This window comes from Streptomyces sp. NPDC042002 (assembly GCF_055588305.1).
In genome coordinates this window covers 32,000-58,189 of the sequence record NZ_JBVJCT010000009.1, presented here as the reverse complement: position 1 = coordinate 58,189, position 26,190 = coordinate 32,000, and the positions used below count along the sequence as shown (strand labels likewise).

Here is a 26,190-nt window from a genome sequence, read left to right as displayed (position 1 = left end):
GTATGCGTGTCGTCATCGTGACCGAATCCTTTCCCCCCGATGTGAACGGCGTGGCCCACTGCGCGCTCCAGACCGCCCGGCACCTCGTCGATCGCGGTCACGCTCCCCTTGTCGTCGCCCCCGCCACCTCCCCCAAGTTCTCGGCCTCCCACGAACAGGGAGGCACCCCCACGGGAGACGGGCCCGACGCCCTCGCGCCGTGCCCGGTCGTCCGTGTTCCCTCCATCCCGCTCCCGGGCTATCCCCAGGTCCGCGTCGCCCTCCCCAGCCGGCGCGTCGCCGCGGCCATCACCGAACACCGCGCCGACATGGTCCACCTGGCCAGCCCCTTCATCCTCGGCGTCCGCGGCATGGCGGCCGCCTACCGGCTCGGCATCCCCGCCGTGGCCGTCTACCAGACCGACCTGGCCGGATACGCCCGTACGTACATCAGCGCGGGTGAGGCCACCGCGTGGCGGCGTATCCGCTCCGTGCACGCCGCCGCCGACCGGACGCTCGCCCCGTCCAGCGCGGCCCTGCGCGACCTGGAGACGCACGGCGTGCCCCGGGTACGGCTGTGGGCGCGCGGTGTCGACACGGTCCGCTTCCGCCCCGACCACCGCGACGAGGCGCTGCGCCGCGAACTGGCGCCGAACGGCGAGCTGATCGTCGGCTACGTCGGCCGGCTCGCCCCCGAGAAGCACGTCGAACTGCTCTCCGGGGTCTGTGAGATGGAGGGCGTCCGCGTCGTCGTGGTCGGCGACGGACCCAGCGAGGCCACCCTGCACGGCGCGCTCCCCGGCGCGGTCTTCCTCGGCCGGCGCACCGGCGACGAACTCGCCCGGATCTTCGCCTCGTTGGACGTCTTCGCGCACACCGGCCCCTTCGAGACCTTCTGCCAGACCGTGCAGGAGGCCATGGCCAGCGGAGTGGCGGTCGTCGCGCCCGCCGTCGGCGGACCGCTCGACCTGGTCGCCCACGGGCGCACCGGGCTGCTGGTCCCGCCGCGCGACGCCGATGCCGTACGGGACGCGGTGCGCACCCTGGCCGCCGATCCGGCGCTGCGGGCGGCCTACGGTGCCGCCGGGCACGCCATGGTCGAGGGCCGCACCTGGGCCGCGGTGGGCGACCAGCTCATCGGCCACTACGAGGATGTTCTCTCCGCACGGAAGCTGGTGGCGGCATGAGTCTGCGCATCGTACGGCTCGCCAACTTCGTCGCCCCCTCGTCCGGGGGCCTGCGCACCGCGCTGCGGGAGCTGGGCACCGGCTATCTGGCGGCCGGCCACGAACCGGTGCTCGTCATCCCGGGCGAGCGCGCGGGCGACCGCGACACCGAGCAGGGGCGGGTGATCACGCTGCCCGGCCCGCTGCTGCCCGGGACCGGCGGCTATCGCGTCCTCACGGACAAGCGGCGGGTGGCCCGGCTCCTGGAGTCGCTGGCCCCCGACCGCCTAGAGGTCTCCGACCGCACCACCCTGCGCTGGACCGGAGTCTGGGCGCGGCGAGCCCGGGTGCCCGCGGTGATGGTCTCCCACGAGACCGCCGACGGGGTGCTGCGGACCTGGGGACTGTCCGAGGGGATGGCCCGGCGGACCGCCGACGCCCTCAACGTCCGTACCGCGCACAGCTACTCGCGGGTGGTGTGCACCACGGAGTTCGCCGAGCGCGAGTTCGTGCGCATCGGCGCCCGCAACGTCGTACGCGCCCCCCTGGGTGTCGACCTGGTGAGCCGGCACCCCGAGCTGCGGGACCCGGCGCTGCGGGCCCGCTACGCGCGCGCGGACCAGGTCCTGCTGGTGATGTGCTCCCGCCTCTCGGTCGAGAAGCGTCCCGGTACGGCGCTCGACGCCCTGGAGGCGCTGCTGCGGCGCGGCGAGCGGGCCGTGCTCGTCGTCGCCGGGGACGGACCGCTCAGGGCCCGGCTCGAACAGCGGGCCCGGGAGCGGAGGCTGCCCGTCACCTTCCTCGGGCACGTCGCCGACCGCCCCCTGCTCGGGTCGCTCCAGGCCTCGGCGGACGTGTGCCTGGCACCCGGGCCCGCGGAGACCTTCGGGCTCGCCGCACTGGAGGCGATGGCCTGCGGCACCCCCGTGGTCGCCAGCTCGATCTCCGCCCTGCCGGAGATCGTCGGCTCCGCCGGGGCGACCGCCGCCGACAGCGGGGACTCCTTCGCGGACGCGGTACGGCTGCTGCTCGGCCGCACCGAGAGCGAGCGCAGAAAGGCCGCACGCGCGCGTGCCGAGTGCTTCGGCTGGGACGCCGCCGTGTCGGGCTTCCTCGCCGCCCACGACGCGGTGTCCGGGACCCGGCCGCGCCTCCAGGAGGGCGTGGCATGAGACCGGTGCGGTTCGTCGCCCTCGGGGACTCGCTCACGGAAGGCGTGGGCGACCCGGTGGGGGACCGGTGGCGGGGGTGGGCCGAACTGCTCGCTCCGGGGCTCGCCCCGGCGGGCGCGCCCGTGCGGTTCACCAACCTCGCGGTCAGCGGGGCGCAGACACGGGACGTCCTCGAACGGCAGACCCCGGCGGCGCTCGCCCTGGAGCCCGACGTCGTCTCCGTCGTGATCGGCGTCAACGACACCCTGCGGTACACCTTCGACATCCACTCGGTGGCCGAACGGCTCGACAAGGTGTACGCCGCGTTCCGCGCGCGGGACACGGTCGTGATGACGGCCTGTCTCCCCGACCCCGGCTCGATGCTCGGGCTGCCGGGAGCCCTGGCCCGCCCGCTGGCCCGGCGTCAGCACGCGGTCAACGCCGTCGTGCACGCCCTCTCGAAGCGGTACGGGGCGATGCATCTGCACGCGGCGGAGGAGGAGTGGCTGAAGGACCGCGCCGTGTGGAGCGCCGACCGGCTGCACCCGGGGGAGCTGGGGCACCGTCAGCTCGCCCTGCGCTTCCACGCCCTGCTCACCGAGGAGGGTGTCGCCGGCGGGATCACACCCTCGGCCGAGCCCGAATTCCCCGCGCCGACCCGCTCGGCGAGCCTTCTGTGGCTGGCCACGGCGGGCACGGGCTGGGTGGCCCGGCGCTGCACGGACCTGCTGCCCCAGCTGCTCACCCTCGCCGCGTCCGAGGTGCGCCACCGGGCCCGGGGCACCAGCGCCCGCCTCGACCTGAGCGCCTCGCACGCCGTCGCGTCCGCCCTGGCCGCCCTGTCCGTGTCCGAACGGCCGGACGTGGCATGAGGGGTGGGCGGACGCGCGCGGGAGGTGCCGGGCGGGCACGGACCCGGTGTCCCGTCCGCCCGTGCACCGGCCTCCGGCGGGCCTCAGCGGCGGCTTACGGCCACGAAGCGCACGGGGGTTCCCGGGACGGCTTGAGCGGCCGCCGGTAGGTCGCCGGAGCGGACGACCGCGATCACCGGGTACCCCCCGGTGGTCGGATGGTCGGCGAGGAAGACGACCGGGCTGCCGTCGGGCGGCACCTGCACGGCACCCAGCACCATGCCCTCACTGGGGAGTTCGCCGGAGACGGCCCTCTCCAGGGAGGGCCCTTCCGTGCGCAGGCCGATGCGGTTGCTCGCCGCCGAGACCTGGTAGGCGCGGCTCGTGAACATCCGTACGGCCGAGTCGGTGAACCAGTCGTCGCGCGGGCCGAGGGTCACCCGCAGGACCAGCTCGGCGGGCGGAGCGCGATGCGGAACGACGTCCACGCGCGCGTGAAGGGCGCCGGGGTTCCCCAGAGGAAGCACCGCGCCGTCGGTGAGGGGCGGCGGGCCGAGCCCCGAGAGAAGGTCGGTCGAACGGCTGCCGAGCACCGGATCGACGGCCACACCTCCGGACACGGCCACATAACTCCGCAGCCCCGCGCGCGCGGAACCGACGTCCAGGAGCGCCCCCGGTGGCACCCGGACGGGAGCTCCCCAGGCGGCCGGGCGGCCGTCCACGGTCACCGGGCAGGGCGCTCCGGTCACCGCCACGGTGACCGTCGAACGGGGGCGCAGGGCACATCCGTTGACCGTCGTCTCCAGTACGGCGGCCTCGGCGGGGTTGGCGACGAGCCGGTTGGCCAGCGCCGCCGCGGGCGCGTCGAGCGCCCCGGAACGCGGTACCCCGAGATGCGCGTGACCCGGCCGCCCCTGGTCCTGGACCGTGGTCAGGGCCCCGGCCCGCACCACCGCGAAGGCCCGGTCGCTCATGAACACCCCGCCGGTACGAAGCGGACCCGCGCGCCGGGAGCCAGCAGCGCGGCCGGTACGCGCGCGTGGTCCCACAGCACCGCGTCCGTCGTGCCGATCAGCTGCCAGCCGCCCGGCGAACTGCGCGGGTACACACCGGTGTACGGGCCCGCGAGCGCCACGGAGCCCGCGGGCACCGCCGTCCGCGGGGTCGCCCGGCGCGGCACGTCGTAGCGCGCGGGCAGTCCCGTGAGGTAGCCGAAGCCGGGCGCGAAGCCGCAGAAGGCGACCCGGAACTCGGCCGCCGCGTGGATCTCCGGCACGTCGCGCACCGTCACCCCCCAAAGGGCCGCCACATCCGCCAGGTCGGGACCGTCGTACCGTACCGGGATCTCGACGGCGTCGTCCGCGCGCGCGTCCAGCGGGGGGATCTCCCAGCCGGGCAGCCGCTCCGCGAGCCGCGCGGGGTCGTCCAGGCCGTCCAGGAGCACCGTGCGGGCCGCCGGGACGATCTCCCGCACGGACAACGAGCCCTCCGCGCGGCGCCGCACCAGCTCGGCGTGCAGGGCCTGGGCGGCCTCCCCCGAGGACACCTCGACGAGCAGCGCCCGGTCGCCGACGGGCCTGGTCCTCATGCGAACGCCTCCACGCGAACTCCGGAGGACTCCAGCCGGGCGCGCACCCGGCGGGCCAGTTCGACCGCGCCCGGTGTGTCCCCGTGCAGGCACAGAGAGCGCGCGCGGACCGGAACGCGCTCCCCGGAGTGGGAGGTGACCACCCCGAAGCGGGCCAGGCCCAGCGAGCGTTCGACGACGGCCTCGGCCTCCGTGATCACCGCCCCATCCTGGGTACGCGGCACCAGGGTGCCCTCCTCGGTGTACGCGCGGTCCGCGAACGCCTCGGTGACGACGGGCAGTCCGGCCCGCTCGGCGATCTTCAGGAAGCGCGAGGACGGCAGACCGAGCACGGGCAGGGCGGCGCCGGCGAGCACGACACCGTCGACGACCGCCGCCGCCTGCTCCTCGTCGTGCACGACGCGGTTGTAGAGCGCGCCGTGCGGCTTCACGTACGCCACCCGCGAGCCCGCCGCGCGCGCGAAGACCTCCAGGGCGCCTATCTGGTAGGCCACTTCGGCCGCCAGCTCGTCGGGCGGCACGTCCATCGCGCGCCGCCCGAACCCCGCCAGGTCGCGGTAGGAGACCTGGGCACCGATCCGTACGCCCCGCTCCACCGCCAGCTCGCACACCCGCCGCATGGTGACCGCGTCCCCGGCGTGGAAACCGCAGGCCACATTGGCGCTGGTCACGACGGACAGCAGCTGTTCGTCGTCGGTCAGCCGCCAGCGGCCGAAGCCCTCGCCGAGATCGGCGTTGAGATCGATACGGGTCATGAGCCGCCGTGTCTCCTTTTCCGGCCTCTTCAGGCCACTCGGTACTGCTCGTCACGGGTGTCCGTGAGGAACATCTGTCCGGGCGCGTGGGTGATCGCGAACGGCGGCCGGGACGCCATCACGGCCGCCTGGGGCGTCACCCCGCACGCCCAGAACACCGGGATGTCGTCCGGGGCCGCGATCACCGGATCGCCGAAGTCGGGGCGTGAGAGATCCTCGATGCCCAGCCCCGACGGATCACCGCAGTGCACCGGACTGCCGTGCACGGCGGGCAGCAGGCTGCTCTCCCGGATCGCCGCGCTCAGGTGCTCGGGCGGCACCGGACGCATCGACACGACCATGGGGCCGTGCAGCCGCCCCGCCGGGCGGCACTGACGCGCCGTCACGTACATCGAGACGTTGCGGCCCTGTTCGATGTGGCGCATCGGGACGCCCGCCGTGCTCAGCGCCCACTCGAAGGTGAAGCTGCACCCGATCAGGAAGGAGACCAGGTCGGACCGCCAGTGCTCGACGACGTCCGTGGGCTCGGCCACCAGCTCGCCGTGCTCCCACACCCGGTAGCCGGGCAGATCGGTGCGCAGGTCCGCGCCCGCGGCGAGCGGAGTGGTCCAGGAGCCCGCGTCGGTGACGTCGAGGACGGGACACGGCTTCGGGTTGCGCTGGCAGAACAGCAGCATCTCGTACGCCCAGTCGGCGGGCACCGAGATGAGGTTCGCCTGGGCGTGGCCCGCGGCGATTCCGGCGGTGGGGACCGACAGTCCCGAACGGAACCGACGGCGGGCCTTACCGGGGGTCCACGCGTGCGTGTCGCCGTGAGGCTTCGGCAGGCTCGGCGAGCGGACCCCCGTGAGGGCCGGCGGCCGGATCTGGACGGTGTCGTTCACAGGAGCTCCTTGCCGCGCGTCTCGGGGAGTCCGATCAGGGCGAGGGCGGCGAGGGCGTAGCCGATCGCGCCGAAGACCAGCGCGCCGCCCACGCCCCAGCTGTCGGCCAGGAAGCCGACCGTCGTGGGGAAGGCCGCGCCGACGGCCCGCCCGGTGTTGTACGCGAAGCCCTGTCCCGTGCCCCGCACCGCCGCCGGGTACAGCTCGCTGAGGAACGAGCCGAAGCCGCTGAAGATCGCCGACATGCAGAAGCCGAGTGGGAAACCGAGCACCAGGAGAAGGGTGTTGGCGCCGCTCGGGATGTTCGCGTAGGCGAGGACGCAGGCCGCGGAGAGGATCGCGAAGAGCAGGATGTTGCGCTTGCGGCCCAGTCTGTCGGTGAGGACACCGCCCGTGAGGTAGCCGAGGAAGGCTCCGGAGATCAGCAGTGTCAGATAGCCGCCGGTGCCGACGACGGACAGTCCGCGCTCCGTCTTCAGATAGGTGGGCACCCAGGTGGCCAGCGTGTAGTAGCCGCCCTGGACACCGGTGGACAGCAGTACCGCGAAGAACGTGGTGCGCAGCAGGCCCGGGGCCTCGGCCGTGCCGGGCTTGAATATCGCGGTGAACGACCCCTTGTCCGCGCTCTGTTCGCGGACCGCGGCCGACTCCGGCGCGTCCTGCACCCGGCGCCGGACCCAGACCACGAGCAGCGCGGGCAGCGCGCCGGTCCAGAACATCACGCGCCAGGCGATGTCGTCGTCGAGGTACTGGAAGACCAGCGTGTAGACGACCACCGCCAGGCCCCAGCCGACGGCCCAGGCGCTCTGGACCGCGCCGAGCGTGCGCCCCCGGTGCCGGGGGCTCGCGTACTCGGCGACCAGGACCGCGCCGACCGCCCACTCGCCGCCGAAACCGAGGCCCTGGAGAGCGCGGAACACCAGCAGCGTCTCGTAGTTCGGTGCGAAACCGCAGGCCACGGTGAACACCGCGTAGGTGATCACGGTGATCATCAGGGCCTTGACGCGTCCGATGCGGTCCGCGACCACACCGGCGACGGCGCCGCCGACCGCGGAGACGACCAGCGTGACGGTGGTGAACAGGCCGGTCTGGCCGCTGTCGAGGCCGAAGTACGCCGCGAGGGCGACCATGCTCAGCGGCAGGGTGAAGTAGTCGTACGAGTCGAGGCCGTAGCCGCCGAACGCGCCGCCGAAGGCGCGCCGGCCCCGCGGGCCGAGTGCGCGCAGCCAGCCGAACGCGCCTTCCTGATCGGCGGGTTCACCCGGGACGGGTGGGGTGCCGGTGGTCAGGGCCTGGGGTGGAGGGGTCGTGCTCATGGGCACCTCGCAGTGAGGGACGGAGAGTGCTTGAGGACTGAGCCGTGCCGTGCCATGCCGTGCGGAAGCTGTGGGCACTGTGGCGAGCGCCTGCCCGACAAGGTAGAGGATCGTTGAACGATCCCTCAATACCCGTGTTGTTTCGTTCTTGTATCTGCGGTTGAATTCCGGGCATGGCAGAACTGACGGAACTGGCCGACGATCGCGCCCTGTTGGGACGCACCAGCACCGCCGAGCGGGTCTCGGACATCCTCAGGAGCCGGATCGCCGAGGGCTTCTTCCCGCCCGGGACGCGGCTGTCGGAGGACAGCATCGGCGGCGCGCTCGGTGTCTCGCGGAACACGCTGCGAGAGGCGTTCCGGCTGCTCACGCACGAGCGGCTGCTGGTGCACGAACTCAACCGAGGGGTCTTCGTCCGGGTGCTCACCGTCGAGGACGTCGAGGACATCTACCGCACCCGGTCCCTCGTCGAGTGCGCCGTGGTCCGCGGCCTCGGCAGCCCGCCGTACGCCGTGGAGGGGATCGCCAGGGCCGTCTCCGACGGGCAGCGGGCGGCCCGCGAAGGTGACTGGAAAGGAGTGTCGACCGCCAACATCCACTTCCACCGGGAGCTGGTCGCGCTCGCCGGCAGCGCCCGCACCGACGAGGTGATGCGCAGCGTCTTCGCGGAGCTGCGTCTCGCCTTCCACGTGGTGGACGACCCCCAGCGGCTCCACGAGCCCTACCTCGTGCGCAACCACGAGATCCTCCAGACCCTCCGGGCCGGCGACCGCGACGGCGCGGAGCGCCTCCTCGCGGGCTACCTCGACGACTCCCTCAAGGGCCTCGTCGAGGTGTACGCACGCCGCGTGGCCGACGGCGCACAGGGCACCGGCTGACGCCGCGCGCGTTCGGTCCGCGCTGCGCGGCACGGGATCGGCCGGGCCGGGCCCGGCGCCCGGGATGCCGCGGGATCGGCTGACGTGGTGGGCCTCTGGCGCGGTCGGCCGGAGCCGTCGGCGCTGCGCGCCGGCCCCTCGGGGCGAGCGTCCGGCCCGCCCGGACCGTCCACGGAGGACCTGGCGGCACGGCGGACCGGCTCCGGCGGTGCGGAGTCGGTGTGCGAGCGCCCGGCAAGGTGAGCCGTGCCATGGCCGGGCTGGGGACCGACCCCGGCTGCGCGGGGCGGGTGTGTGGCGTCGGCCATAGGGGCTGGTGCGCGAGTGTCCGGCACCGAGCGGGGCGACCCGTGCCCTCGCTGACCTGGGCGGGGATCGGCTCTGGGGTGTGGGGCCGGCATGTGGTGCGGGCGGTGCGTGGCGGTGTGCCGGTGGCGGGCGCGCGCAGCCCTCACGGGGACCTGGGCGGCGGATCGCCCCGCCTGCGCGGGGTCGGCCTGCGCGGCCCACACACGGGGGCTGGAGGACGGGCGTGGGGCCGGCCGGGGTGGCGGGTTCGTCGCCGGGGCGGGGACGCCGGTCGCTTCTGCGCCGTTTCGACCGTTGTCGGACCGAGGACCTAGTCTGTGCACCGTGACTTCGCCTGCATCGACGGACAGCGTTCCGCCCCAGCTCAGCGCGGGGCCGCGCCCGGCGCCGGGCCCGGCCGCCGACGAGGGCCTGGCGCGGCGGCTGCGCGCGCTCGCGTGCACCGCGCCGCTGCACGACCTGGACGTGCGCAAGGCGAACCTCGCGGGCGAGTACACGGTGTACGGCATGGCCGAGGTCGCCCTCGCCGCCATCGATCTCGTCACACTGAACATGGACTTCGACACGGGCGCCGACCACGACCAGATAGTGGCCAGGCTCATCCCGCGCATCGCCGCCCAGGCCCCCAGGCGCCCGGTCGCCGAGCACGAGCGCGTGGCCCGCTGGGTCCTGGAGAACCTGATCAACGTCGGAAGCGTCGACCGGGGCTTCCGCGCCGTGTACGGCACCTTCGCGCCCGACGGCACCTATGTGCGCCGCGACTACGACTTCAAGCTGATCGAGGAAGTGCCCGGCTACGGAGGCAGTGTCTACCTCCGTACGACCGACGAAGCGGTCAACGTCCTCGTCGGCGCCCTCGACACCGACGTCACCAGCGCGCAGATCGCCGCCGAGGTCAAGCTGGAGGTCCTGATCAGCCGCGGCCGGCTGGCCGACGCGCAGCTCGCCGCCGAGCAGGCCCGCTACCGGACCGTGCAGTACGCGGAGACGCTGCGCAAGGCCCTCGACGCGACCCGGCGCAATGTCCGGGCCGTCGACTGGCTCCAGGCCGTGCCCGACATGATCGCCGAGGCCCTGGACCACGTCGCCGACCGGTACCGCCACGAGAACGCGATCCTCACCAACATCCGCAAGGCCCGGGACGAGTCCGAGGACCCCGAGCAGAAGCGGCGCGCCGCCGAGCTCGTCGACATAGTCAAGGACTGCATCCGCCGGCACACCCAGCTCCAGTCCCGCCTCCTGGAGGCCGGCCCGCTGTTCCGCGCCGAGCAGGACCGGCAGGCCTTCGGGACCCCCATGACGACCTCGGGGATCGACCTCTACGGCCATCTGGTCGCGCCGGTGCTGCCCCTGCCGGTGGAGCGGGCGCTGCGCGTCACCGACGCCTTCTTCGCGCGCGGGACGGGCCTGCGCACACCCGTCGCCGTACGCGTCGGGGACCTCGTCGACATCCTGCTGACGCCGCCGCTGGAGCGGGAGCACCTCGGCGCGGAGATGCCCGAGCCCGACCTGATCGCCACCCCGGACGACAGCCGGTTCAGCGAGGAGCAGCTCGCCTCCGCCAAGGAACTTTTGAATCTGCCCCCCGACGCGCCGCGCCGGCTGTCCGGCCTGCTCGCGGAGGCCCGCCGCCGCGATCCCGAGCTGCCCTACCTGGTGGCTCTGCTGGCCGTGCACGCCGCGAGTCCGCCGGTCGGCACCGCCTACCGGCAGGGCGAGGAGCGCCTGCTGTTCGCCGTGGACGACGGGACCGAGCTGGACGATCCCGAATTCGGCGGCGCCGATCTGATCGTCGGAATGGCCCTGCTCGACGCGGCCGGGATGAAGGCGGACCGGGCATGAACCGTCCGCCACAAGAGCGCCGGGACTGCGGGTCACCCGCGGTCCTCGCGTCCCGTCGGGTCCTCGCGTCCCGCCCGGACCTCGCGCCCGCCACCGGCCGCGCTCGCGCGACGAAGCCGCACCCCTCCGGACGGAACCCCTCCGGGCGGAGAGCCCCGCACAGGGCACCCGCCCCCACCCGGGTACGTACCCTCGTACCTCCGAACAAGGAGTCCCAGCCGTGACCGAGCACGTCGAGTGGAGTGAACCGGAGGCCACCGCCGCACCGGCGAACGCCCCCGTCACACCGGCCGACGCCGCCGACGCGGCACGGCTCGTCGCCTTCGGGCTGCAGCCCAAGCTGCAGCCCGCGCGCGACCAGGAGTACGCCGAGCTGCTGCGCCGCTACCGCGAGGACCCGCCCTTCGCGCGGCTCGCCGACGCGGTCGCCGCCGGCCTCGGACTGGTCGTCCTGGAGGTGTCCCCGCGCGCGGGGATGGCGGTGACCGCCGCCGAGGACTCCGTCTTCGCCGTCCGCATGGGCGACTACGCGCGACGCGCCTCGACCGACTCCGGGGACCGGTTCCTGCACGGACTCGCGCACCTCGCGGTCGCCGCCATGGCCTTCCCGCGCCCCGAGGACCTCGCGGACGACGGCTACATCGGGCGCGTCTCGGTCAACGGCGTCGACGCGTTCGTACGACAGGCCTGCCGGCGCCTGGAGGAGCGGGCCGAGGAGACCGGCGAGAACACCGACCCGGCGACCGACGCGCCCGGCCTGGAGGCGGCCTGGCGGATCTGGGCGCGGCGCAGCTCCACCGGGGCCACCAAGGACGCCCGAAGACTGGCCGGCTCGACGACGGGCATCATCGCCAAGGCCGTCGCCTTCCTCACCGACTCCGGGTTCCTCCAGCGCACCGGCGACGATTCCGGCGGAACGTACCGGACGACGGCCCGTTATCAGCTCCAGGTCCGCGACATGGCGGGCAGCGCGGCGATGGCCGAACTACTGGAGCTGGGCATCGTCCCGGTGACCGACGGCACGGCGACGCTGCTGCCCGCCGAGGACACCGACGACCTGGAGCTGGCGGCCGGAGCCGGACTGCCCTTCCACTCCTGACGTTCTCCGGCAGTCCTCCGGCCGTCGCCCGGCTCCCCCCACGACCTCACCTCCCCACACGACTACGAGAGTCCGCCGCCATGTACGAGCTGTCCCGGGTCCGCCTCTACTCCATCGGGCCCGCCGGTGCGCGCTACGCCGACACCGTGCTGGACCTGCGCGGAGTCGGCGAGCCCGTACCCGACCCCGCGCCCACCCAGGCGGAGTTCTTCGAGGAGGAGCCGGTCGGCCCGCCGCGTCGGCCCGCGCCCGCCGGCGTGCTCTTCCTGGAGAACGGCGGCGGCAAGTCGGTCCTGCTCAAGCTGATCTTCTCGGTCATGCTCCCCGGCCACCGCAACACCCTGGGCGGCGCCAGCTCCGGCGTGCTGCGCAAGTTCCTGCTCGCCGACGACTGCGGACACGTCGCCCTTGAGTGGCAGCACACGCTGACCGGTGAGTGCGTGGTGGTCGGCAAGGCGAGCGAGTGGCGCGGGCGGCAGGTCTCCAACGACCCCCGGAAGTTCGCCGAAGCCTGGTACTCGTTCCGGCCGGGGCCCGGACTCAGCCTGGACAACCTGCCCGTCGCCGAGGCCACCGCGGTACGGCCGCTCGTCGAGGGAGCCTCCGGAGCGCAGGGGCGGCGGCGCACCATGAAGGGCTTCCGCGACGCGATCACCGAGGCGGGCAAGGTCTATCCGCATCTGGAGGTGCACTGGGAGGAGATCCACGACCGCTGGAACGAACACCTCGGCGACCTGGGCCTCGACCCCGAACTCTTCCGCTACCAGCGGGAGATGAACGCCGACGAGGGCGAGGCCGCCGGCCTCTTCGCGGTCAAGAAGGACTCCGACTTCACCGATCTCCTGCTGCGCGCGGTCACCGACACCCGCGACACCGACGGGCTCGCCGACCTGGTCGGCGGCTTCGGCAACAAGCTGGGACGCCGCGCCGAACTCATCGCCGAGCGCGACTTCACCGCCGGCTCCGCGGACCTGCTCGGCCGGATCGTCGACGCCGCCGGGACGCGATCCCGCGCGCGTGACATCCACACCGGCGCCGAGCGGCGGACGAGGACACTGGCCCGCAGGCTCTCCGCGCGGGCTGTACGGGAGCGTGTGCGCGCCGGTGAGCTCGCCCAGCGCGTGACCGCCGCCGCGTACGCCGTCACCCACGCCGAGGGCGCCCGCGAGCGCAGCGCGCTCATCGCCGCCGAACTGGCCTACCGTCACGCCTCGCTGGCCCTCGCCGGCGCCGAGAAGTCCGCGGCCGCGCAGAAACGTGAGCTCGCCGACGCGCGCACCCTGCACGCGGCCTGGCTGGCCGCCGAGGCCGTGCTGCGCCACCGTGCCGCCGCCGACCGCTCCACCCGCGTGGCCGACGCGATCAGCGAGGCCGAACGGGACGCCGCTCCTGCGCTCGCCGCCCGCGCCAGGGCCGCCGTCGATCTCGTCCGTGCCCTGCACCGGGCCGCCGAGGGCGCCGAGTCGCTCGCCAACGAGGAGGAGGAGCGGTCCGCCGGCCTCCTGGAGGCCGGCGAGACGGCGCACGCCGAATCGACGGCAGCCGCCACCGCCGCGCAGCGTGCCCGCAGCGAGATCGGTCATCTGCGTCAGCGGCTGGCCGAGGTCGAGCAGGAGACCGCCGAGGCGGTCCGGGCCGGCTGGCTCGACGACAGTGCCCCCGACGCCGACCCGGCCCGTGCCGCCCTCGCCGCCAGCGACGCCGAGAAGACCGCCGTCGCCGCCTGGGACACCACCCGTGAGGCCTCGCGGCGCGCCGCCGACCAGGCGCGGGAGGCGGCGTCCGCCGAGTCCCGCGCCGAGCTGACCGCGGCCCGCGCGGCGGACGCGGCGACGGCCGCCGAGCGCGCCTACGAAGCGGAGCGGCGCACGGCCGAGGCCCTGGCGGAGGAGGAACGGCTCGCCGAGCTGCTGAGCCTGCCGGGCGCCGACACCCGCCACGGTGTTCCGCAGCCCCGCCGCGACGAGGAGTCCGACGGCCCGGCAGGCTCGTCGGGCGGTGCGCCGCTGGCCCCCGAAGAGCTCGACCGGTACGCCGACGACCTCCGCGAACTCCTCGACGGAGGGGTCGCCTCCGCCGAGCGGCAGCTCTTCGAACTGCGCACCGCCGCGGCCGACGACGCGCGGATCCTCGGGGCGCTCGGCGACGGTGGCCTGCTGCCGCCCGGTCCGGACGTCCTCGCCACCGTCGAGTACCTGGGTGAGCACGGCATCCCCGCGCTGCCCGGGTGGCGCTACCTCGCGCAGGCCGTCGACCCCGTCGACCACGCGCGCGTGCTGGCCGCCCGGCCCGAACTCGTCGACGGCGTGATCATCACCGACCCTGACACCCACGCGCGGGCCCGCGAGGCCCTCACCGACGCGGCACTGCTGCCGCGCTCGGCGGTGGCCGTCGGCACGGCCGCCGCCCTGCTCGCCCCGACCCCGGCCACCGACGCGGGCGACGGCGGCGTCTTCCTCGTACCGCCGAACCCGGCCATGCACGACGAGCACGCGGCCGACGAGGAGCGCCAGACTCTGCGGGCCCGCACGGGCCTGCGGGACGAGGAGATCCGTGCCCTCGCCGCCCGCCTCGGCAAGGACCGGGAGCTGGCCGCGCGGCTCGCGTCCTGGCGCACCGGCTGCCCCGCCGGACGGCTCGCCGAACTGGCCGCGACCGCCGGGGACGCGTGCGCGTTCGCGGAGGAGGCCGAGGCCGAGCTGGCCGAGGCCCGTACCCTCCGGGCCGAGACCGAAGAGACGGCCGCCGAGGCGGCCCATGCGCGCGACGAACGGCAGGAGGCCGCGCAGAAGGCCCGCCGCGCCGCCGACGCCCTCGCCGGACTCGCCTTCCGGCTGCGCGAGCGCGCCGGATGGCAGGTCAATCTCCGCGAACTCGCCGACGAGGCCGCGGAGTCGGAGGCCCGCGCCCAGGTGTGCCTGGAGCGCGCCCGCGCCGCCGACGAGGACCGCCGCGCCACCCAGCGCGCCGCCGACGACGCCCGCCGCACGGCCCGCGCGCTGCGCGCCGAGCGCGCGGAGATCGCGGGCGCCCCCGATGAGGTGACCCAGGACGGGACGGCGGCGGCCAAGGCCTCGCTGCCCGCTCTGCGGGAGGCCTACCGCGCCGCGTCGCAGCTGTACGAGAAGGTCGGCGTGGGCGCCGACCTGAGGGCCGAGCAGGCACGGGCCGAGAGCGACGAGAGCGCGGCGCTCGCGGAGCTGGACCGGCTCAGCAACAAGGTCCGCACGCGCGCCGCACAGCTCCTGGAGTCACCGGACGGCTCCGACGGCCCCTCCCGGCAGGCCGCCGCGGCACGGGCCGAGGAACTGGTGCAGCTCCTGGAGACCCGGATGTCGACCGCGAGCGAACAGCTCGGGCGGTTGCGCGGCGAGGCCGAGCGGCACGCGCCCGAGGACGGCGAGGTGCACACCGAGCTGGCCGAGGAACTGGTTCCGGGCGACGCCGAGCACGCGCAGACCCTGCTGCGCACCGCCACTACCGAACTCGCCTCCCGCACCGAGGCGTTGAACCGGGCCCGCGGGGCACACGCGGAGTTCCTCGACGCCCACCGGTCGGCCGAGGACGCGGCCGGCGGTTTCGACGAGACGTCGGCCCTGCTCAGGGATCTGATCCGGGAGCACGTCGACGAGGAGCAGGACGAGGTTGAGCCCTACCCCGGCACCCTCGAAGAGGCACGGAACTCCGCCGCCGAGAGCCGCCGCTCGCTGCGGGGCTGCGCCGCCGACCTCTCGACGGCCGATTCCGCCGTCCGCGAGGCGAGCGACATCCTCGTACGGCACGCCAACTCCACCCGCTACGAGCAGGTCCGCACGCCCGCCCGGCAGCAGATCCGCGAGCTGCCCGCCTCCTCGCTGCCCGAGCACGCGCAGAAGTGGGCGGACGCGTTCGCGCCCCGGCTGCGCGTACTGACCGACGAACTGGAGCAGTTGGAGCGCAACCGGGACTCGATCGTGGACCGGTTGCGCGGGCTCGTGGAGTCCGCCCTCGCGACACTGCGTTCCGCGCAGCGCCTGTCGCGGCTGCCGGAAGGACTCGGGGAGTGGTCCGGGCAGGAGTTCCTGCGCATCCGCTTCGAGGAACCCGACCAGGCCACCCTCACCGAGCGGCTCGGCGAAGTGGTGGACGAGGCCACCCGTGCGGCCGTCAAGAAGAACTCCGACATGCGGCGCGACGGCATGTCGCTGCTGCTGCGGGGAGTCGGCGCGGCGCTCCAGCCCAAGGGCGTCGCCGTCGAGATCCTCAAGCCGGACGCCGTGCTGCGCGCCGAACGCGTCCCCGTCGGGCAGATGGGCGACGTGTTCTCCGGCGGCCAGCTGCTCACCGCGGCCATCGCCCTGTACTGCACGATGGCCGCGCTGCGCAGCAACGACCGCGGCCGTGACAAGCACCGGCACGCCGGCACCCTGTTCCTCGACAACCCCATCGGGCGCGCCAACGCGACCTATCTGCTGGAACTCCAGCGGGCCGTCTCGGACGCGCTCGGCGTCCAACTCCTCTACACCACCGGTCTGTTCGACACGACCGCGCTCGCCGAGTTCCCCCTTGTCATCCGGTTGCGCAACGACGCCGACCTTCGCGCCGGGCTGAAGTACATCAGCGTGGAGGAACACTTGCGGCCGGGACTGCCGCGTGAGGCGCCCGCCGGGGAGACCGTGCACACCGAGATCACCGCGACCCGGATGTACAAGCGCCCGGCGCCGGTAACCCCGTAGCGACTCGGCACTGGGGAACTGCGGGCCGTCCGCGGTCGGCCCGCAGTTGCCCGTGCCCCTCGCGGGGGTGCTCGGCTACGCGTCCTCCTTCAGCAGGTCGGAGCACTTCTCGCCGATCATCATCGTGGTGATGCACGGGTTCACGGAGATCAGATCCGGCATCACCGAGCCGTCCGCGACCCGTAGACCCCCGACCCCCTTGACCCGCAGCCGCGCGTCGAGCGGGGCCGTGGCGTCGTCGTCCGCGCCCATCTTCACGGTGCAGGACGGGTGGTAGACGGTGTTGTGGGTCTTGTGGATGTAGTCCAGCAGCTCGTCGTCGGACCGGATGTCCGGCCCCGGGGCCAGCTCCGCGCCCGCCCAGCCGCTCAGCGCGGGCTGGGAGACGATCCGCCGTGCCAGGTTCAGCCCGTACGTCATCACCCGCACGTCGTGCTCGTGCGTGAAGTAGCGCGGGTCGACCCTCGGTTTGTCCCGGTAGTCGCGGGTGCGCAGTCGCACGGTGCCGCGGGACTTGGCGCGCGTGACGTTCGGGGTGAGGCAGAACGTGTTCTCCGACGTGGGGAATCCGTGCCGCGCGGTGTTCATGTCGAACGGCACCGAGCCGTAGTGGAACATCAGGTCCGGCCGGTCCAGGCCCGGTTCGGTGTCGTAGAAGATGCCCGCCTCCCACCACTGGCTGGACGTCGTGGGCATGGGCTGCTTCGCCTCCCACATGATGACGCCCTCGGGGTGGTCCTGGAGGTTCTCGCCGACGCCCGGCGCGTCCACGACCACGTCGACCCCGACCTCGCGCAGCTGTCCGGAGGGCCCGATGCCCGACAGCATCAGCAGCTTCGGTGTGTCGATGGAACCGCAGGACACGATCACCTCGCGACGGGCGCGGACCGTCCTGGTGTGGATCAGATCCGGGTCGAGGTACTCGGCGCCGACACACCTCCGTCCTTCCAGGACCAGCTTCTTCGCCCGCACCCCCGTCCGTACCGAGAGGTTCGGCCGCTTGCCCATGACCGGGTGGAGATACGCGACCGACGAGGACTGCCGGATGTTGTTCTCGTCGGAGTTGATCTGGAACCAGTTGGCGCCCCGGACCACCGTCGTACCGGTGTTGAACGCCGTGGTCGGTATGCCCGCCCGCGCGCACGCCTCCAGCAGGGCCGCGCCGCACGGGTCCTCTCCCTTCAGCGTGCGCACCTTCACCGGGCCGGTGCGGCCGTGATGCTCGCCCGGAGCGTCGTTCGACTCCAGCCGCCGGTAGAGCGGGAAGAGGTCGGCCGAACTCCAGCCCGTACAGCCCGCGGAGGCCCAGCCGTCGAGGTCCTCCGCGGGAGCCCAGAAGGCGATGCAGGAGTTGTGCGAGGAACAGCCGCCGAGCACCTTGGCCCGGGCGTGCCGCATGAAACTGTTGCCGCTGGCCTGCGGCTCGACCGGGTAGTCCCAGTCGTAGCCGGATTCCAGCAGGCCCATCCAGCGGTCCAGTCTGAGGATGTCGTCGTCGCCGACGTCGCTGGGTCCGGCCTCCAGGACGCACACGGTGACGGATGGGTCCTCGCTGAGGCGGGCCGCGACCACATTGCCCGCGGTACCGCCGCCGACCACGACATAGTCGAACTCATCGTTGCTCATGAGCTGTTGACCTCCTTCAGTCGGCCGCCGGAGCGGTGAGCGGAGCAGGGGCGGCGGGTCGCAGCCGGTGCTCGTCGAGTACGCCGGTGCGGTGGCGCTGGATGAACCAGTAGTAGGCGAAGCCGCCGGCTCCGATGACGGCGACGAACAGCACCGCGCCCCAGCGCAGATACCAGTGGAACGGCGCGGCGGCGTTGTACACCTCGGCACGCGGCCAGATCAGGTTGACCGTCATGGCCGCGCCCCAGACCACGGCGACGATGTTGACGAGAAGGCCCCAGCGGCCGAGCGAGAACTTGCCGTCGCCCGCGGGCTGCCATCTGCCGCGCAGCCGGGCCACCAGCATCGGCACGGTCACACCCAGGTAGGCGAGATAGATCATGACGATGCCGATACTGGTGACCACGGTGAAGATCTGCGGCTGGCGGATGTTCACGACGAGGATCGCGACGGCCAGGACGCCGATGATCACCGCCGGCAGCACCGGGGTCTTGAAGCGCGGGCTGACCCGGGCCATCAGCGAGGACCCGGGCAGGTTGTTGTCCCGGGACATCGCGAAGGCCAGCCGGATCGCCGCCGTGTGCACCGCGAGCGCGCACACCGTGACCGCGATCAGCACGCACCACAGCATCGCCTTGCCCGCCGTCGGGCCGAGCACGTCGAGCACGATGTACTGCAGACCCTCCGTCGACAGCTTCTCCCCCTTCAGACTGGAGACGCTCATCAGCGCGAGCAGCAGCACCAGACCGCCCAGGACGAACGAGGCGACGATCGCGCGGATGATGGCCCGCGGAGCGTTGCGGGAGGGGTCCAGGGACTCCTCACCGAGCGAGGCCGCCGTGTCGAAGCCGTACATCACGTACGCCGACGCCAGCGAGGCCACCAGGAACGCGCCCAGATAGCCGGCCGAGTGCCCGGAGCCCGTGCCCGCCGTATCCGTGACCACCTGCGGTCCGCGGGTGATGTGGACGGCGAACAGCACGATGAGGACCACGGTGGCGATCAGCTCGATGAAGACGCCCGCGCTGTTGATGGTGGCCATCAGCTTCACACCGAAGGCGTTCACCAGGGTCGTGAAGAGGATGAGCACCGTGGCCAGGACGACCGCGTTGGTCGCGACGTCGTACTTCCCGTTCCCGTCCCCGACGATCTGGAAGACGGAGGATATCTGCGGGAGCGTCAGCTGATAGGCGAGCGCCACCGCCGAGATCGTCACGATGGAGGCGATCAGCATCATCCAGCCGGCCAGCCAGCCGAGATGCGGATTGCCTACCTTCTTCGACCAGTTGTAGACGGATCCCGCCACGGGATAGCGCGCGGCCAGCTCCGCGAAACAGAGCGCGACCATGAACTGTCCGGCGAAGACCATCGGCCAGGACCACCAGTAGGCGGCACCGCCGCTGGCGTAGCCGAAGTAGAAGAGCTGGAAGGTGCCGGTGAGGATGGAGATGTAGCTGATGCCGGCGGCGAAGGTGTGGAAGTTGCCGAGCGTGCGCTTGAGTTCGGGTCTGTAGCCGAACTCGGCGAGCTCGGTGTCGTCGTGGTGGTGTGGGCCGGACGGCTGGTCTGTGGTCGTCATGAGCGGACTCCAGGTGGGCCTGGGGGAGGGGAGAGGATCGGCTCGTGCGGGTGCCTGGCTTCTATGAGGGGGCTGTACGCGGGCGCCATGTCCGCGTTCTTGCGCCGGGGCGGCCGGGTGCGCCGCCCCGGACGATCCGGATCAGGCGAACCAGCCTTGCGGGGACGGGTCGGTGTTGCGCCAGATGTGCTTGGCCTCGCGGTACTCGGCCAGCCCCGCCGGTCCGAGTTCGCGGCCGAGGCCGGACTGCTTGAAGCCTCCCCACTCGGCCTGCGGGACGTAGGGGTGGTAGTCGTTGATCCATACCGTGCCGATGCGCAGCCGGGCCGCGACGCGCTGGGCCTTGGCCGCGTCGGTGCTGAAGACGGCGCCCGCCAGCCCGTAGACCGTGTCGTTGGCGAGACGCACCGCCTCGGCCTCGCCGCTGAAGCGCTCCACGGTGAGCACGGGCCCGAAGGACTCGTCCTGGACCACGGACATGTCGCCGCTGCACTCGTCGAGGACGGTCGGCGGATAGTAGAACCCCGCGTCGAAACCGGGCCCCGTCGGCCGTGCGCCACCGCAACGCAGCACGGCTCCCTCCGCCAGGCCCTTGGCGACGTACGCCTCGACCTTGGCGCGATGCGCCGCCGAGATCAGCGGACCGGTCTGTGCCCGCTCGTCGAACGGCCCGCCCAGTCTGATCTCCGAGGCCCGCCGTACGACCTCGTCGACGAACCGGTCGTGCAGCGTGTCCTCGACCAACAGCCGAGCGCCCGCCGAACAGACCTGACCTGAGTGCAGGAAGACCGCGGTCAGCGCCATGTCGACGGCCGTCTCGAAGTCGGCGTCGGCGAACACGATGTTCGGGTTCTTGCCGCCGAGTTCGAGCGCCACCTTCTTGACCGTCCCGGCAGCGGCGGCCATCAGACGGCGTCCGGTTCCCAGGCCCCCGGTGAAGGAGACCAGGTCGACATCCGGATGGTCGGCGAGCGGCGCGCCCGCCTCGGGGCCCGCGCCCAGCACCAGATTGGCGACGCCAGGCGGCACTCCCGCCTCTTCCAGGAGCCGCATCAGATGGATCGCCGTGTGCGGAGTCAGCTCGCTCGGCTTGAGAACGAAGGTGTTGCCAGCGGCGAGCGCCGGCGCCACCTTCCAGGCCGTCTGCAGAAGCGGATAGTTCCACGGGGTGATCAGCGCGCAGACCCCGACGGGTTCGTACACGACACGGCTGTCGACGCTCGGCGTGCCCGTCTCGATGACCCGGCCGGTCTCGGCCGCGGCCAGCCGGCCGAAGTAGCGGAAGCAGTTGGCGATGTCGTCGATGTCGTACTCGCTCTCGACGAGCCGCTTGCCGGTGTCCAGTGACTCGGCGCGCGCGAGGGCGTCCTTGTCGCGGACGAGGAGGTCGGCGACACGCAGCAGCAGGTCACCACGGTCCGTGGCCGGGGTCGTGGGCCAGGGGCCCTCGTCGAAGGCGCGGCGCGCGGCGGCGATGGCCTCCACCGTGTCCTTGCCGCCCGCCTCGTCGACGACGCCGACCAGGGAGCCGTCGGCGGGACAGCGGATCTCCCGGGTGCCCTCGTCGAGCGGGCCCCGCCAGGTTCCGTCGATGTACAGGTCAGGCACGTGGGCCTCCCAGTCGCGCGATCAACCACTCATGGAAGATCCCGATGTGATGCTCGGTCGGAACCAGCACACCACCGTTGCGATAGGCCCGGGACGCCATCGCCGGCTGTGTCCTTTCACAGGCTTCGAAATCCTGCTCGTTCACCCGGTGGAAGAGCTCCACCGACTTGGACACGTCCGCACCCGACTCGACGACCTCCGGGGCGTAGAGCCAGTCGCACTCGACGACCGTACGGTCCTCGGAGAGCGGGAACATGCGGTGCAGGATGACATGGTCCGGGACCAGATTGACGAAGACCGTCGGTTTCACCGTGATCGCGTAGTAGCGGCGGTCCTGGTCGTCCGCGACCTCGGGCAGTCTGGCGAAGCCCTCGCTGCCGTCGACGGTGAAGCCTTTGATCTCCTCCCCGAACTCGGCGCCATGGCCGACGTAGTACTGCGCCGCGTAACCCTGCGCGAACTCCGGTAGCACCTCGGTCAGTTCGGGGTGGATCGTCGCGCAGTGATAGCACTCCATGAAGTTCTCGACGAGCAGCTTCCAGTTCGCCCGCACGTCGTAGGTGACGCGCCGGCCGAGTGCGAGGTTCTCGGCACCGTAGTGCTCGATGGCCGCCGCGCTGCCGAGCCGCTCCACGGCCGCGCCCGTCACCGTCTCCTCGAAGGAGGGCGGCTCGTCCGCCAGGCACACCCAGGCGTAGCCGAGCCACTCGCGCAGGGCGACCTTGACCAGGCCGTACTCGACGCGGTCCACGTCCGGCATCTTCACCAGGTTCGGTGCCGCGACCAGCCTGCCCTCGAGGTCGTACGTCCAGGCGTGGTACGGGCATTGGAGGTTGCGCCGCACCTCGCCCGACTCCTCGGCGCACAGCCGGGCGCCACGGTGACGGCAGACGTTGAGGAAGGCGCGCAGCTCACCCGTGCGGGAGCGGGTGATCAGGACGCTCTCCCGGCCGACCTGGACGGTACGGAAGGCTCCGGGCCTCGCGAGATCCGCGGAGCGCACCGCACAGAACCACATCGACTCGAAGAGCCGCTCCTGCTCCTGCCGGAAGATCTCCGGATCGGTGTAGTAGTGCCCGGGGAGCGTGGCGATCAGGCTGGGGGAAAGCGGGGACGGGGAGACAGGGATCGTCGTCACGTGCGTACTCCTCAGGCTGGCGCGGCCGCGAGGCGGTGGGGGGCGAACAGGCCGATGGGGTGCTCGGTGGAGCCGTCCAGGGCGAGATCGGCGAGGATCTCACCGACGACCGGTACGAATTTGAAGCCGTGCCCCGAGAAGCCGCAGGCCACGGTCACGGACTCCGGGTGTGCGGGATGGCGGGCGATGACGAAGTGCTCGTCGGGGGTGTTCGAGTACATGCAGGTGGCGGCCTTGAGGAAGGTGCCGGGCAGGTCGGGGATGCAGCGGGACATGTGGTCCGCCATGGCCCGGATCTCGTCCTCGCGCACGGTCCGGTCGATGGTCTCCGGGGTGCACTCGACTCCCTTGCGGAAGAAGGCGACCTTGGCGCCCAGCTCCGGTCCGTCGATGGACGGGAAGCCGTAGACCTGGACTCCGGCCGCGTCCTCCCAGATGTAGATCGGATGACGCTCGGGCTCGAACGGCCGCACCCCGCCCGTCGGCTGGAACCAGTACATGACCTGCCGCTCGATCCGGAAGGGCACCCCCAGATCGGTGAGCAGCCGCGGCGCCCACGCTCCCGGGCAGATCACCAGCTGCCCGGCCGTGTACGTGTTCTCGGCCGTGTGCACGCGCACGCCGTCCCGGTACGGCTCCCAGCGGGTCATCGGCTCTTCGAAGTGCAGGTCGGCGCCCTGTCGGGTGGCGAGCTGGAGGTGGGCCGCGACGGTGTTCTCGGGGCGGACCAGTCCCGCCCGCGCCTCGAACAGCGCGACCTCGTCGTCGTGCGGATTCAGGGTCGGGAAGCGGCGCCGGATCTCCGCCGCGTCCAGCATCTCGTGGGGCAGGTCCCACTGTCGTGCCGAGAGCAGTGAGCCGGAGACGGTCCGTGAGTCCGGGGGCCCGACCATCACGCCTCCGCACAGGGTGGCGATGTCGCGGCCCGTGGCCCGCTCCAGATCGTCGTACAGCTCGTAGGAGCGCAGGAGCAGCGGGACGTACGCCGGGTCCTCGAAGTAGGACTGTCGGGTGACCCGCGAACCGCCGTGGCTGGAGCCCCGGTTGTGCACGGGGCCGAACTTCTCCAGGCCGAGCACACGGGCGCCGCGGGCGGACAGATGATGCGCGGCGGCGCTGCCCATGCCGCCGAGACCGATCACGATCACGTCATACGTGGGGGACACAGGGGGCCTCCTCCTGCCTTTTGGTCCGGCTCTTGACCCTTCATCGGATTCAACGGCGGATTCGGTTCATCTTCGGATCGAAGAGCGGTTCCTCCGCGACGGTCGCGGGGAGCTTCTCGCCGAAGTAGCCGATGTGCACGCCCGTGCCGGTGGCGAGAGCCGGCAGCCAGGCGTACGCGACGCATCGGCCGAGCGTGTAGCCGTACGAGGCACTGGTGACGTATCCGGCGGGGGCGCCGTCGACATGAACGGGCTCCTTGCCGAGGACGACGGCGGAGGGGTCGTCGAGGAGGAGCGGGGTGAGTCGGCGGGCCGGCTGCTGCGCCATGAGGCCCTGCAAGGCCTCCTGGCCGACGAAACCGTCCTTGTCCATGCGGACGGCGAAGCCGACGCCCGCCTCGTACGGGTTGTGCTCGTCGGTCATGTCGGTGCCCCAGGCCCGGTATCCCTTCTCCAGACGGAGGGAGTTGAAGGCCGAGCGCCCGGCGGCGATCACTCCGTGGGGCCGGCCCGCCTCCCAGAGCGTGTCCCAGAGCCTGAGCCCGAGGTCGGCCGTGGTGTACAGCTCCCAGCCGAGCTCCCCGACATAGCTCAACCGCAAGGCGGTGACGGGGACATGTCCGAGGTACGTCTCTTTGGCGCGGAAGTAACCGAAGCCCTCGTGCGAGAAGTCGTCGCGGGTCAGCGGCTGGACGAGGTCCCGGGCGAGCGGACCCCACACGCCGATGCAGCAGGTGCCGGAGGTGATGTCCCTGATGTGCACGTCCCGCGGAGCGTGCCGCAGCAGCCAGTCCAGGTCGGCGGGGGAGTTGGCGCCGACCTGGAAACGGTCGGGAGCCAGCCGGGCGACGGTGAGGTCGGAACGTACGCCGCCGGTCTCGTCGAGGAGCAGCGTGTAGGTGACCGCGCCGGGCTTCCTGCGGACGTTGTTGGTGGTCATGCGCTGGAGAAAGGTGAGGGCACCGGGGCCGGTCACTTCGAGGCGGCGCAGCGGGGTCATGTCGTACAGGGCGACCTTCTCGCGGGTCGCCCGCGCCTCGGCCGCTGCGACCGGGGACCAGTAGCGGGCCGACCAGGCGTCGCGTTCGGGGAGGGGACCGAGCGTGTCGACGAGCGGCGCGTTCGCCTCGTACCAGTGCGGCCGCTCCCAGCCGCCGCCCTCCAGGAAACGGGCGCCGAGCTGCTGCTGCCGCGCGTAGAACGGGCTGACGCGCAGGGGACGCGGCTGCTCCATCGGCTGGAGGGGATGCAGGATGTCGTACACCTCGACGAACTGCTGTGAGCCGCGTTCGCGGACGTACGACGGTGAACGCTGCGCGTCCTCGAAACGCGCGAGGTCGCACTCGTGCAGGTCGATGGAGGCGCGCCCGTCGACCATCCACTCGGCGACCGCCTTGGCCACACCGGCGGAGTGGGTGACCCAGACGGCCTCGGCCAGCCAGAAACCGCGGAGCCGCCGGGACTCCCCGAGCACCGGCATGCCGTCCGGGGTGAAGGAGAAGACGCCGTTGAAGCCCTCCTCGATCTCCGTGGCGCGCAGCGCGGGAAGCAGCCGGCGGCAGTCGTCCCAGCTCGGCGCCCAGTCCTCCTCGGTGAACGGATACGAGGACGGCATCTCCATGTCGTTCGCGCGTGCCTCGTCGTACGGGAGGATCCCGAACGGGTCGACCGGCAGCGGCTGGTGGGCGTAACTGCCGATGCCGATGCGGTCGTGGTGCTCGCGGAAGTAGAGGTCGCGGTCCTGGAAGCGCAGGATGGGCTTCGAGGCCTCGGACTCGGCTCCGGCGAGCTCGCGGAGCGGCCGAGTCCGCGCGTACTGGTGTGCGAGCGGTTGCAGAGGTACGTCGACTCCCGCCATGCGCCCGATGACGGGACCCCAGAAGCCGGCGGCGGAGACGACGTGATCGGCGGGGAACGTGCCGCGGTCGGTGACGACGCCGGTGACCCTGCCGTCCGCGCTCTCGATGCCGGTGACCGTGTGACGGTCGAGAAAGCGGGCGCCCCGCTCGGTCGCCCGCGCCATCTGGGCGCGGGCGGCGAGCAGGGCGCGGGCCAGCCCGTCGTCCGGGGTGTGGAAGCCGCCGAGGACGGCCGACCGGTCGATGAGCGGCCAGAGTTCCTTGCACCGGTCGGCGCCGACGATCTCGCCGCGGACTCCCCAGGAGGCCGCGTAACCGGCCCTGCGGTGCAGCTCGGCCAGGCGCTCGGGGGTGGTCGCGAGCTCGAGCCCGCCCACCTGGTCGAAGCAGGAGACACCGTCGACCTGAAGGGAGGAGAACTTCTCGACCGTGTAGCGGGCGAACGCGGTCAGCGTCTTGGACGGACTGGTCTGGAACACCAGGCCCGGCGCGTGCGAGGTGGAGCCGCCCGGGGCGGGCAGTGGACCCTGTTCGAGAACGGTGACGTCGCTCCAGCCGCGGGCGGTCAGCTCGTCGGCGAGGGAACAGCCGACGATGCCGGCGCCGATGACGACGACACGGGGATGGCTTACGGGTGTGCTGGACATGCCCCTCCTTGCCGGGGTGGGGGAGTGAACGCGC

At 72.6% G+C, this 26,190-nt stretch carries 18 protein-coding genes; 7 read left to right on the top strand and 11 right to left on the bottom strand.

The genetic code is table 11. The features are described from left to right. Window positions 1-2 precede the first annotated feature (2 nt). From ACZ6KY_RS16125 to ACZ6KY_RS16115, 3 genes are read left to right on the top strand one after another with little or no spacing between them, the layout of a single operon-like run. On the top strand, window positions 3-1,166 hold the full coding sequence (locus ACZ6KY_RS16125) for a glycosyltransferase family 4 protein (protein ID WP_469310927.1): 1,164 nt from the start codon (window positions 3-5) through the stop codon (window positions 1,164-1,166). Beyond that, window positions 1,163-2,317, top strand: a complete 1,155-nt coding sequence (locus tag ACZ6KY_RS16120; protein WP_469310926.1) for a glycosyltransferase — start codon at window positions 1,163-1,165, stop codon at window positions 2,315-2,317. The genes ACZ6KY_RS16125 and ACZ6KY_RS16120 overlap by 4 nt, the downstream gene beginning before the upstream one ends. Next, on the top strand, window positions 2,314-3,168 hold the full coding sequence (locus ACZ6KY_RS16115) for an SGNH/GDSL hydrolase family protein (protein WP_469310925.1): 855 nt from the start codon (window positions 2,314-2,316) through the stop codon (window positions 3,166-3,168). The genes ACZ6KY_RS16120 and ACZ6KY_RS16115 overlap by 4 nt, the downstream gene beginning before the upstream one ends. Window positions 3,169-3,251: 83 nt before the next feature. Here the strand turns inward: ACZ6KY_RS16115 and ACZ6KY_RS16110 are convergent, their stop codons facing one another. From ACZ6KY_RS16110 to ACZ6KY_RS16090, 5 genes are read right to left on the bottom strand one after another with little or no spacing between them, the layout of a single operon-like run. Continuing rightward, window positions 3,252-4,121 (bottom strand): 5-oxoprolinase subunit C family protein, encoded by an 870-nt coding sequence (locus tag ACZ6KY_RS16110; RefSeq protein WP_469310924.1) that lies wholly within the window; start codon window positions 4,119-4,121, stop codon window positions 3,252-3,254. Further along, window positions 4,118-4,735: a 5-oxoprolinase subunit B family protein gene (locus ACZ6KY_RS16105; RefSeq protein ID WP_469310923.1), complete on the bottom strand. Its 618-nt coding sequence runs from the start codon at window positions 4,733-4,735 to the stop codon at window positions 4,118-4,120. The genes ACZ6KY_RS16110 and ACZ6KY_RS16105 overlap by 4 nt, the downstream gene beginning before the upstream one ends. Further along, the gene (locus tag ACZ6KY_RS16100) at window positions 4,732-5,490 is read right to left on the bottom strand and encodes a LamB/YcsF family protein (protein ID WP_469310922.1); all 759 of its coding nucleotides are present in this window, start codon (window positions 5,488-5,490) and stop codon (window positions 4,732-4,734) included. Before ACZ6KY_RS16100 ends, ACZ6KY_RS16105 begins: the two co-directional genes overlap by 4 nt. A 29-nt stretch (window positions 5,491-5,519) precedes the next feature. After that, on the bottom strand, window positions 5,520-6,356 hold the full coding sequence (locus ACZ6KY_RS16095; RefSeq protein ID WP_469311086.1) for a putative hydro-lyase: 837 nt from the start codon (window positions 6,354-6,356) through the stop codon (window positions 5,520-5,522). Window positions 6,357-6,370: 14 nt separating this feature from the next. After that, complete coding sequence (locus ACZ6KY_RS16090) at window positions 6,371-7,690, bottom strand: MFS transporter (RefSeq protein ID WP_469310921.1); 1,320 nt, start codon at window positions 7,688-7,690, stop codon at window positions 6,371-6,373. Window positions 7,691-7,863: 173 nt separating this feature from the next. Between ACZ6KY_RS16090 and ACZ6KY_RS16085 the strand changes: the two genes are divergently transcribed. From ACZ6KY_RS16085 to ACZ6KY_RS16070, 4 genes are all read left to right on the top strand, one after another. After that, window positions 7,864-8,568: a GntR family transcriptional regulator gene (locus ACZ6KY_RS16085; protein WP_469310920.1), complete on the top strand. Its 705-nt coding sequence runs from the start codon at window positions 7,864-7,866 to the stop codon at window positions 8,566-8,568. A 633-nt stretch (window positions 8,569-9,201) separates the two neighbouring features. Next, window positions 9,202-10,719: a hypothetical protein gene (locus tag ACZ6KY_RS16080; protein ID WP_261709281.1), complete on the top strand. Its 1,518-nt coding sequence runs from the start codon at window positions 9,202-9,204 to the stop codon at window positions 10,717-10,719. A 220-nt stretch (window positions 10,720-10,939) separates the two neighbouring features. Continuing rightward, window positions 10,940-11,818 carry a hypothetical protein gene (locus tag ACZ6KY_RS16075; RefSeq protein WP_469310919.1) on the top strand — a complete coding sequence of 293 codons (879 nt, stop codon included), beginning with the start codon at window positions 10,940-10,942 and terminating at the stop codon, window positions 11,816-11,818. 80 nt (window positions 11,819-11,898) lie between these two features. Next, window positions 11,899-16,533: a hypothetical protein gene (locus ACZ6KY_RS16070; RefSeq protein ID WP_469310918.1), complete on the top strand. Its 4,635-nt coding sequence runs from the start codon at window positions 11,899-11,901 to the stop codon at window positions 16,531-16,533. Between the two features lie 75 nt (window positions 16,534-16,608). Here the strand turns inward: ACZ6KY_RS16070 and ACZ6KY_RS16065 are convergent, their stop codons facing one another. From ACZ6KY_RS16065 to ACZ6KY_RS16040, 6 genes are all read right to left on the bottom strand, one after another. Further along, window positions 16,609-18,159, bottom strand: a complete 1,551-nt coding sequence (locus ACZ6KY_RS16065; RefSeq protein ID WP_469310917.1) for a GMC family oxidoreductase — start codon at window positions 18,157-18,159, stop codon at window positions 16,609-16,611. A 16-nt stretch (window positions 18,160-18,175) separates the two neighbouring features. After that, complete coding sequence (locus ACZ6KY_RS16060) at window positions 18,176-19,738, bottom strand: APC family permease (protein WP_469310916.1); 1,563 nt, start codon at window positions 19,736-19,738, stop codon at window positions 18,176-18,178. A 141-nt stretch (window positions 19,739-19,879) separates the two neighbouring features. Then, on the bottom strand, window positions 19,880-21,346 hold the full coding sequence (locus ACZ6KY_RS16055; RefSeq protein WP_469310915.1) for an aldehyde dehydrogenase family protein: 1,467 nt from the start codon (window positions 21,344-21,346) through the stop codon (window positions 19,880-19,882). Next, window positions 21,339-22,484 (bottom strand): aromatic ring-hydroxylating oxygenase subunit alpha, encoded by a 1,146-nt coding sequence (locus ACZ6KY_RS16050; protein WP_469310914.1) that lies wholly within the window; start codon window positions 22,482-22,484, stop codon window positions 21,339-21,341. Before ACZ6KY_RS16050 ends, ACZ6KY_RS16055 begins: the two co-directional genes overlap by 8 nt. Window positions 22,485-22,495: 11 nt before the next feature. Beyond that, complete coding sequence (gene solA / locus ACZ6KY_RS16045) at window positions 22,496-23,650, bottom strand: N-methyl-L-tryptophan oxidase (RefSeq protein ID WP_469310913.1); 1,155 nt, start codon at window positions 23,648-23,650, stop codon at window positions 22,496-22,498. A gap of 49 nt (window positions 23,651-23,699) precedes the next feature. Continuing rightward, a complete protein-coding gene (locus ACZ6KY_RS16040; RefSeq protein WP_469310912.1) occupies window positions 23,700-26,156 on the bottom strand; it encodes a GcvT family protein in 2,457 nt (818 codons plus the stop codon). Window positions 26,157-26,190 lie beyond the last annotated feature (34 nt).

What these genes read in the sequence shown, in the direction of transcription:
- ACZ6KY_RS16125 (WP_469310927.1), top strand. Translation starts at nt 3, where the DNA reads ATGCGTGTCGTCATCGTGACCGAATCCTTTCCCCCCGATGTGAACGGC.
- ACZ6KY_RS16120 (WP_469310926.1), top strand. Translation starts at nt 1,163, where the DNA reads ATGAGTCTGCGCATCGTACGGCTCGCCAACTTCGTCGCCCCCTCGTCC.
- ACZ6KY_RS16115 (WP_469310925.1), top strand. Translation starts at nt 2,314, where the DNA reads ATGAGACCGGTGCGGTTCGTCGCCCTCGGGGACTCGCTCACGGAAGGC.
- ACZ6KY_RS16110 (WP_469310924.1), bottom strand. Translation starts at nt 4,121, where the DNA reads ATGAGCGACCGGGCCTTCGCGGTGGTGCGGGCCGGGGCCCTGACCACG.
- ACZ6KY_RS16105 (WP_469310923.1), bottom strand. Translation starts at nt 4,735, where the DNA reads ATGAGGACCAGGCCCGTCGGCGACCGGGCGCTGCTCGTCGAGGTGTCC.
- ACZ6KY_RS16100 (WP_469310922.1), bottom strand. Translation starts at nt 5,490, where the DNA reads ATGACCCGTATCGATCTCAACGCCGATCTCGGCGAGGGCTTCGGCCGC.
- ACZ6KY_RS16090 (WP_469310921.1), bottom strand. Translation starts at nt 7,690, where the DNA reads ATGAGCACGACCCCTCCACCCCAGGCCCTGACCACCGGCACCCCACCC.
- ACZ6KY_RS16085 (WP_469310920.1), top strand. Translation starts at nt 7,864, where the DNA reads ATGGCAGAACTGACGGAACTGGCCGACGATCGCGCCCTGTTGGGACGC.
- ACZ6KY_RS16070 (WP_469310918.1), top strand. Translation starts at nt 11,899, where the DNA reads ATGTACGAGCTGTCCCGGGTCCGCCTCTACTCCATCGGGCCCGCCGGT.
- ACZ6KY_RS16065 (WP_469310917.1), bottom strand. Translation starts at nt 18,159, where the DNA reads ATGAGCAACGATGAGTTCGACTATGTCGTGGTCGGCGGCGGTACCGCG.
- ACZ6KY_RS16060 (WP_469310916.1), bottom strand. Translation starts at nt 19,738, where the DNA reads ATGACGACCACAGACCAGCCGTCCGGCCCACACCACCACGACGACACC.
- ACZ6KY_RS16040 (WP_469310912.1), bottom strand. Translation starts at nt 26,156, where the DNA reads ATGTCCAGCACACCCGTAAGCCATCCCCGTGTCGTCGTCATCGGCGCC.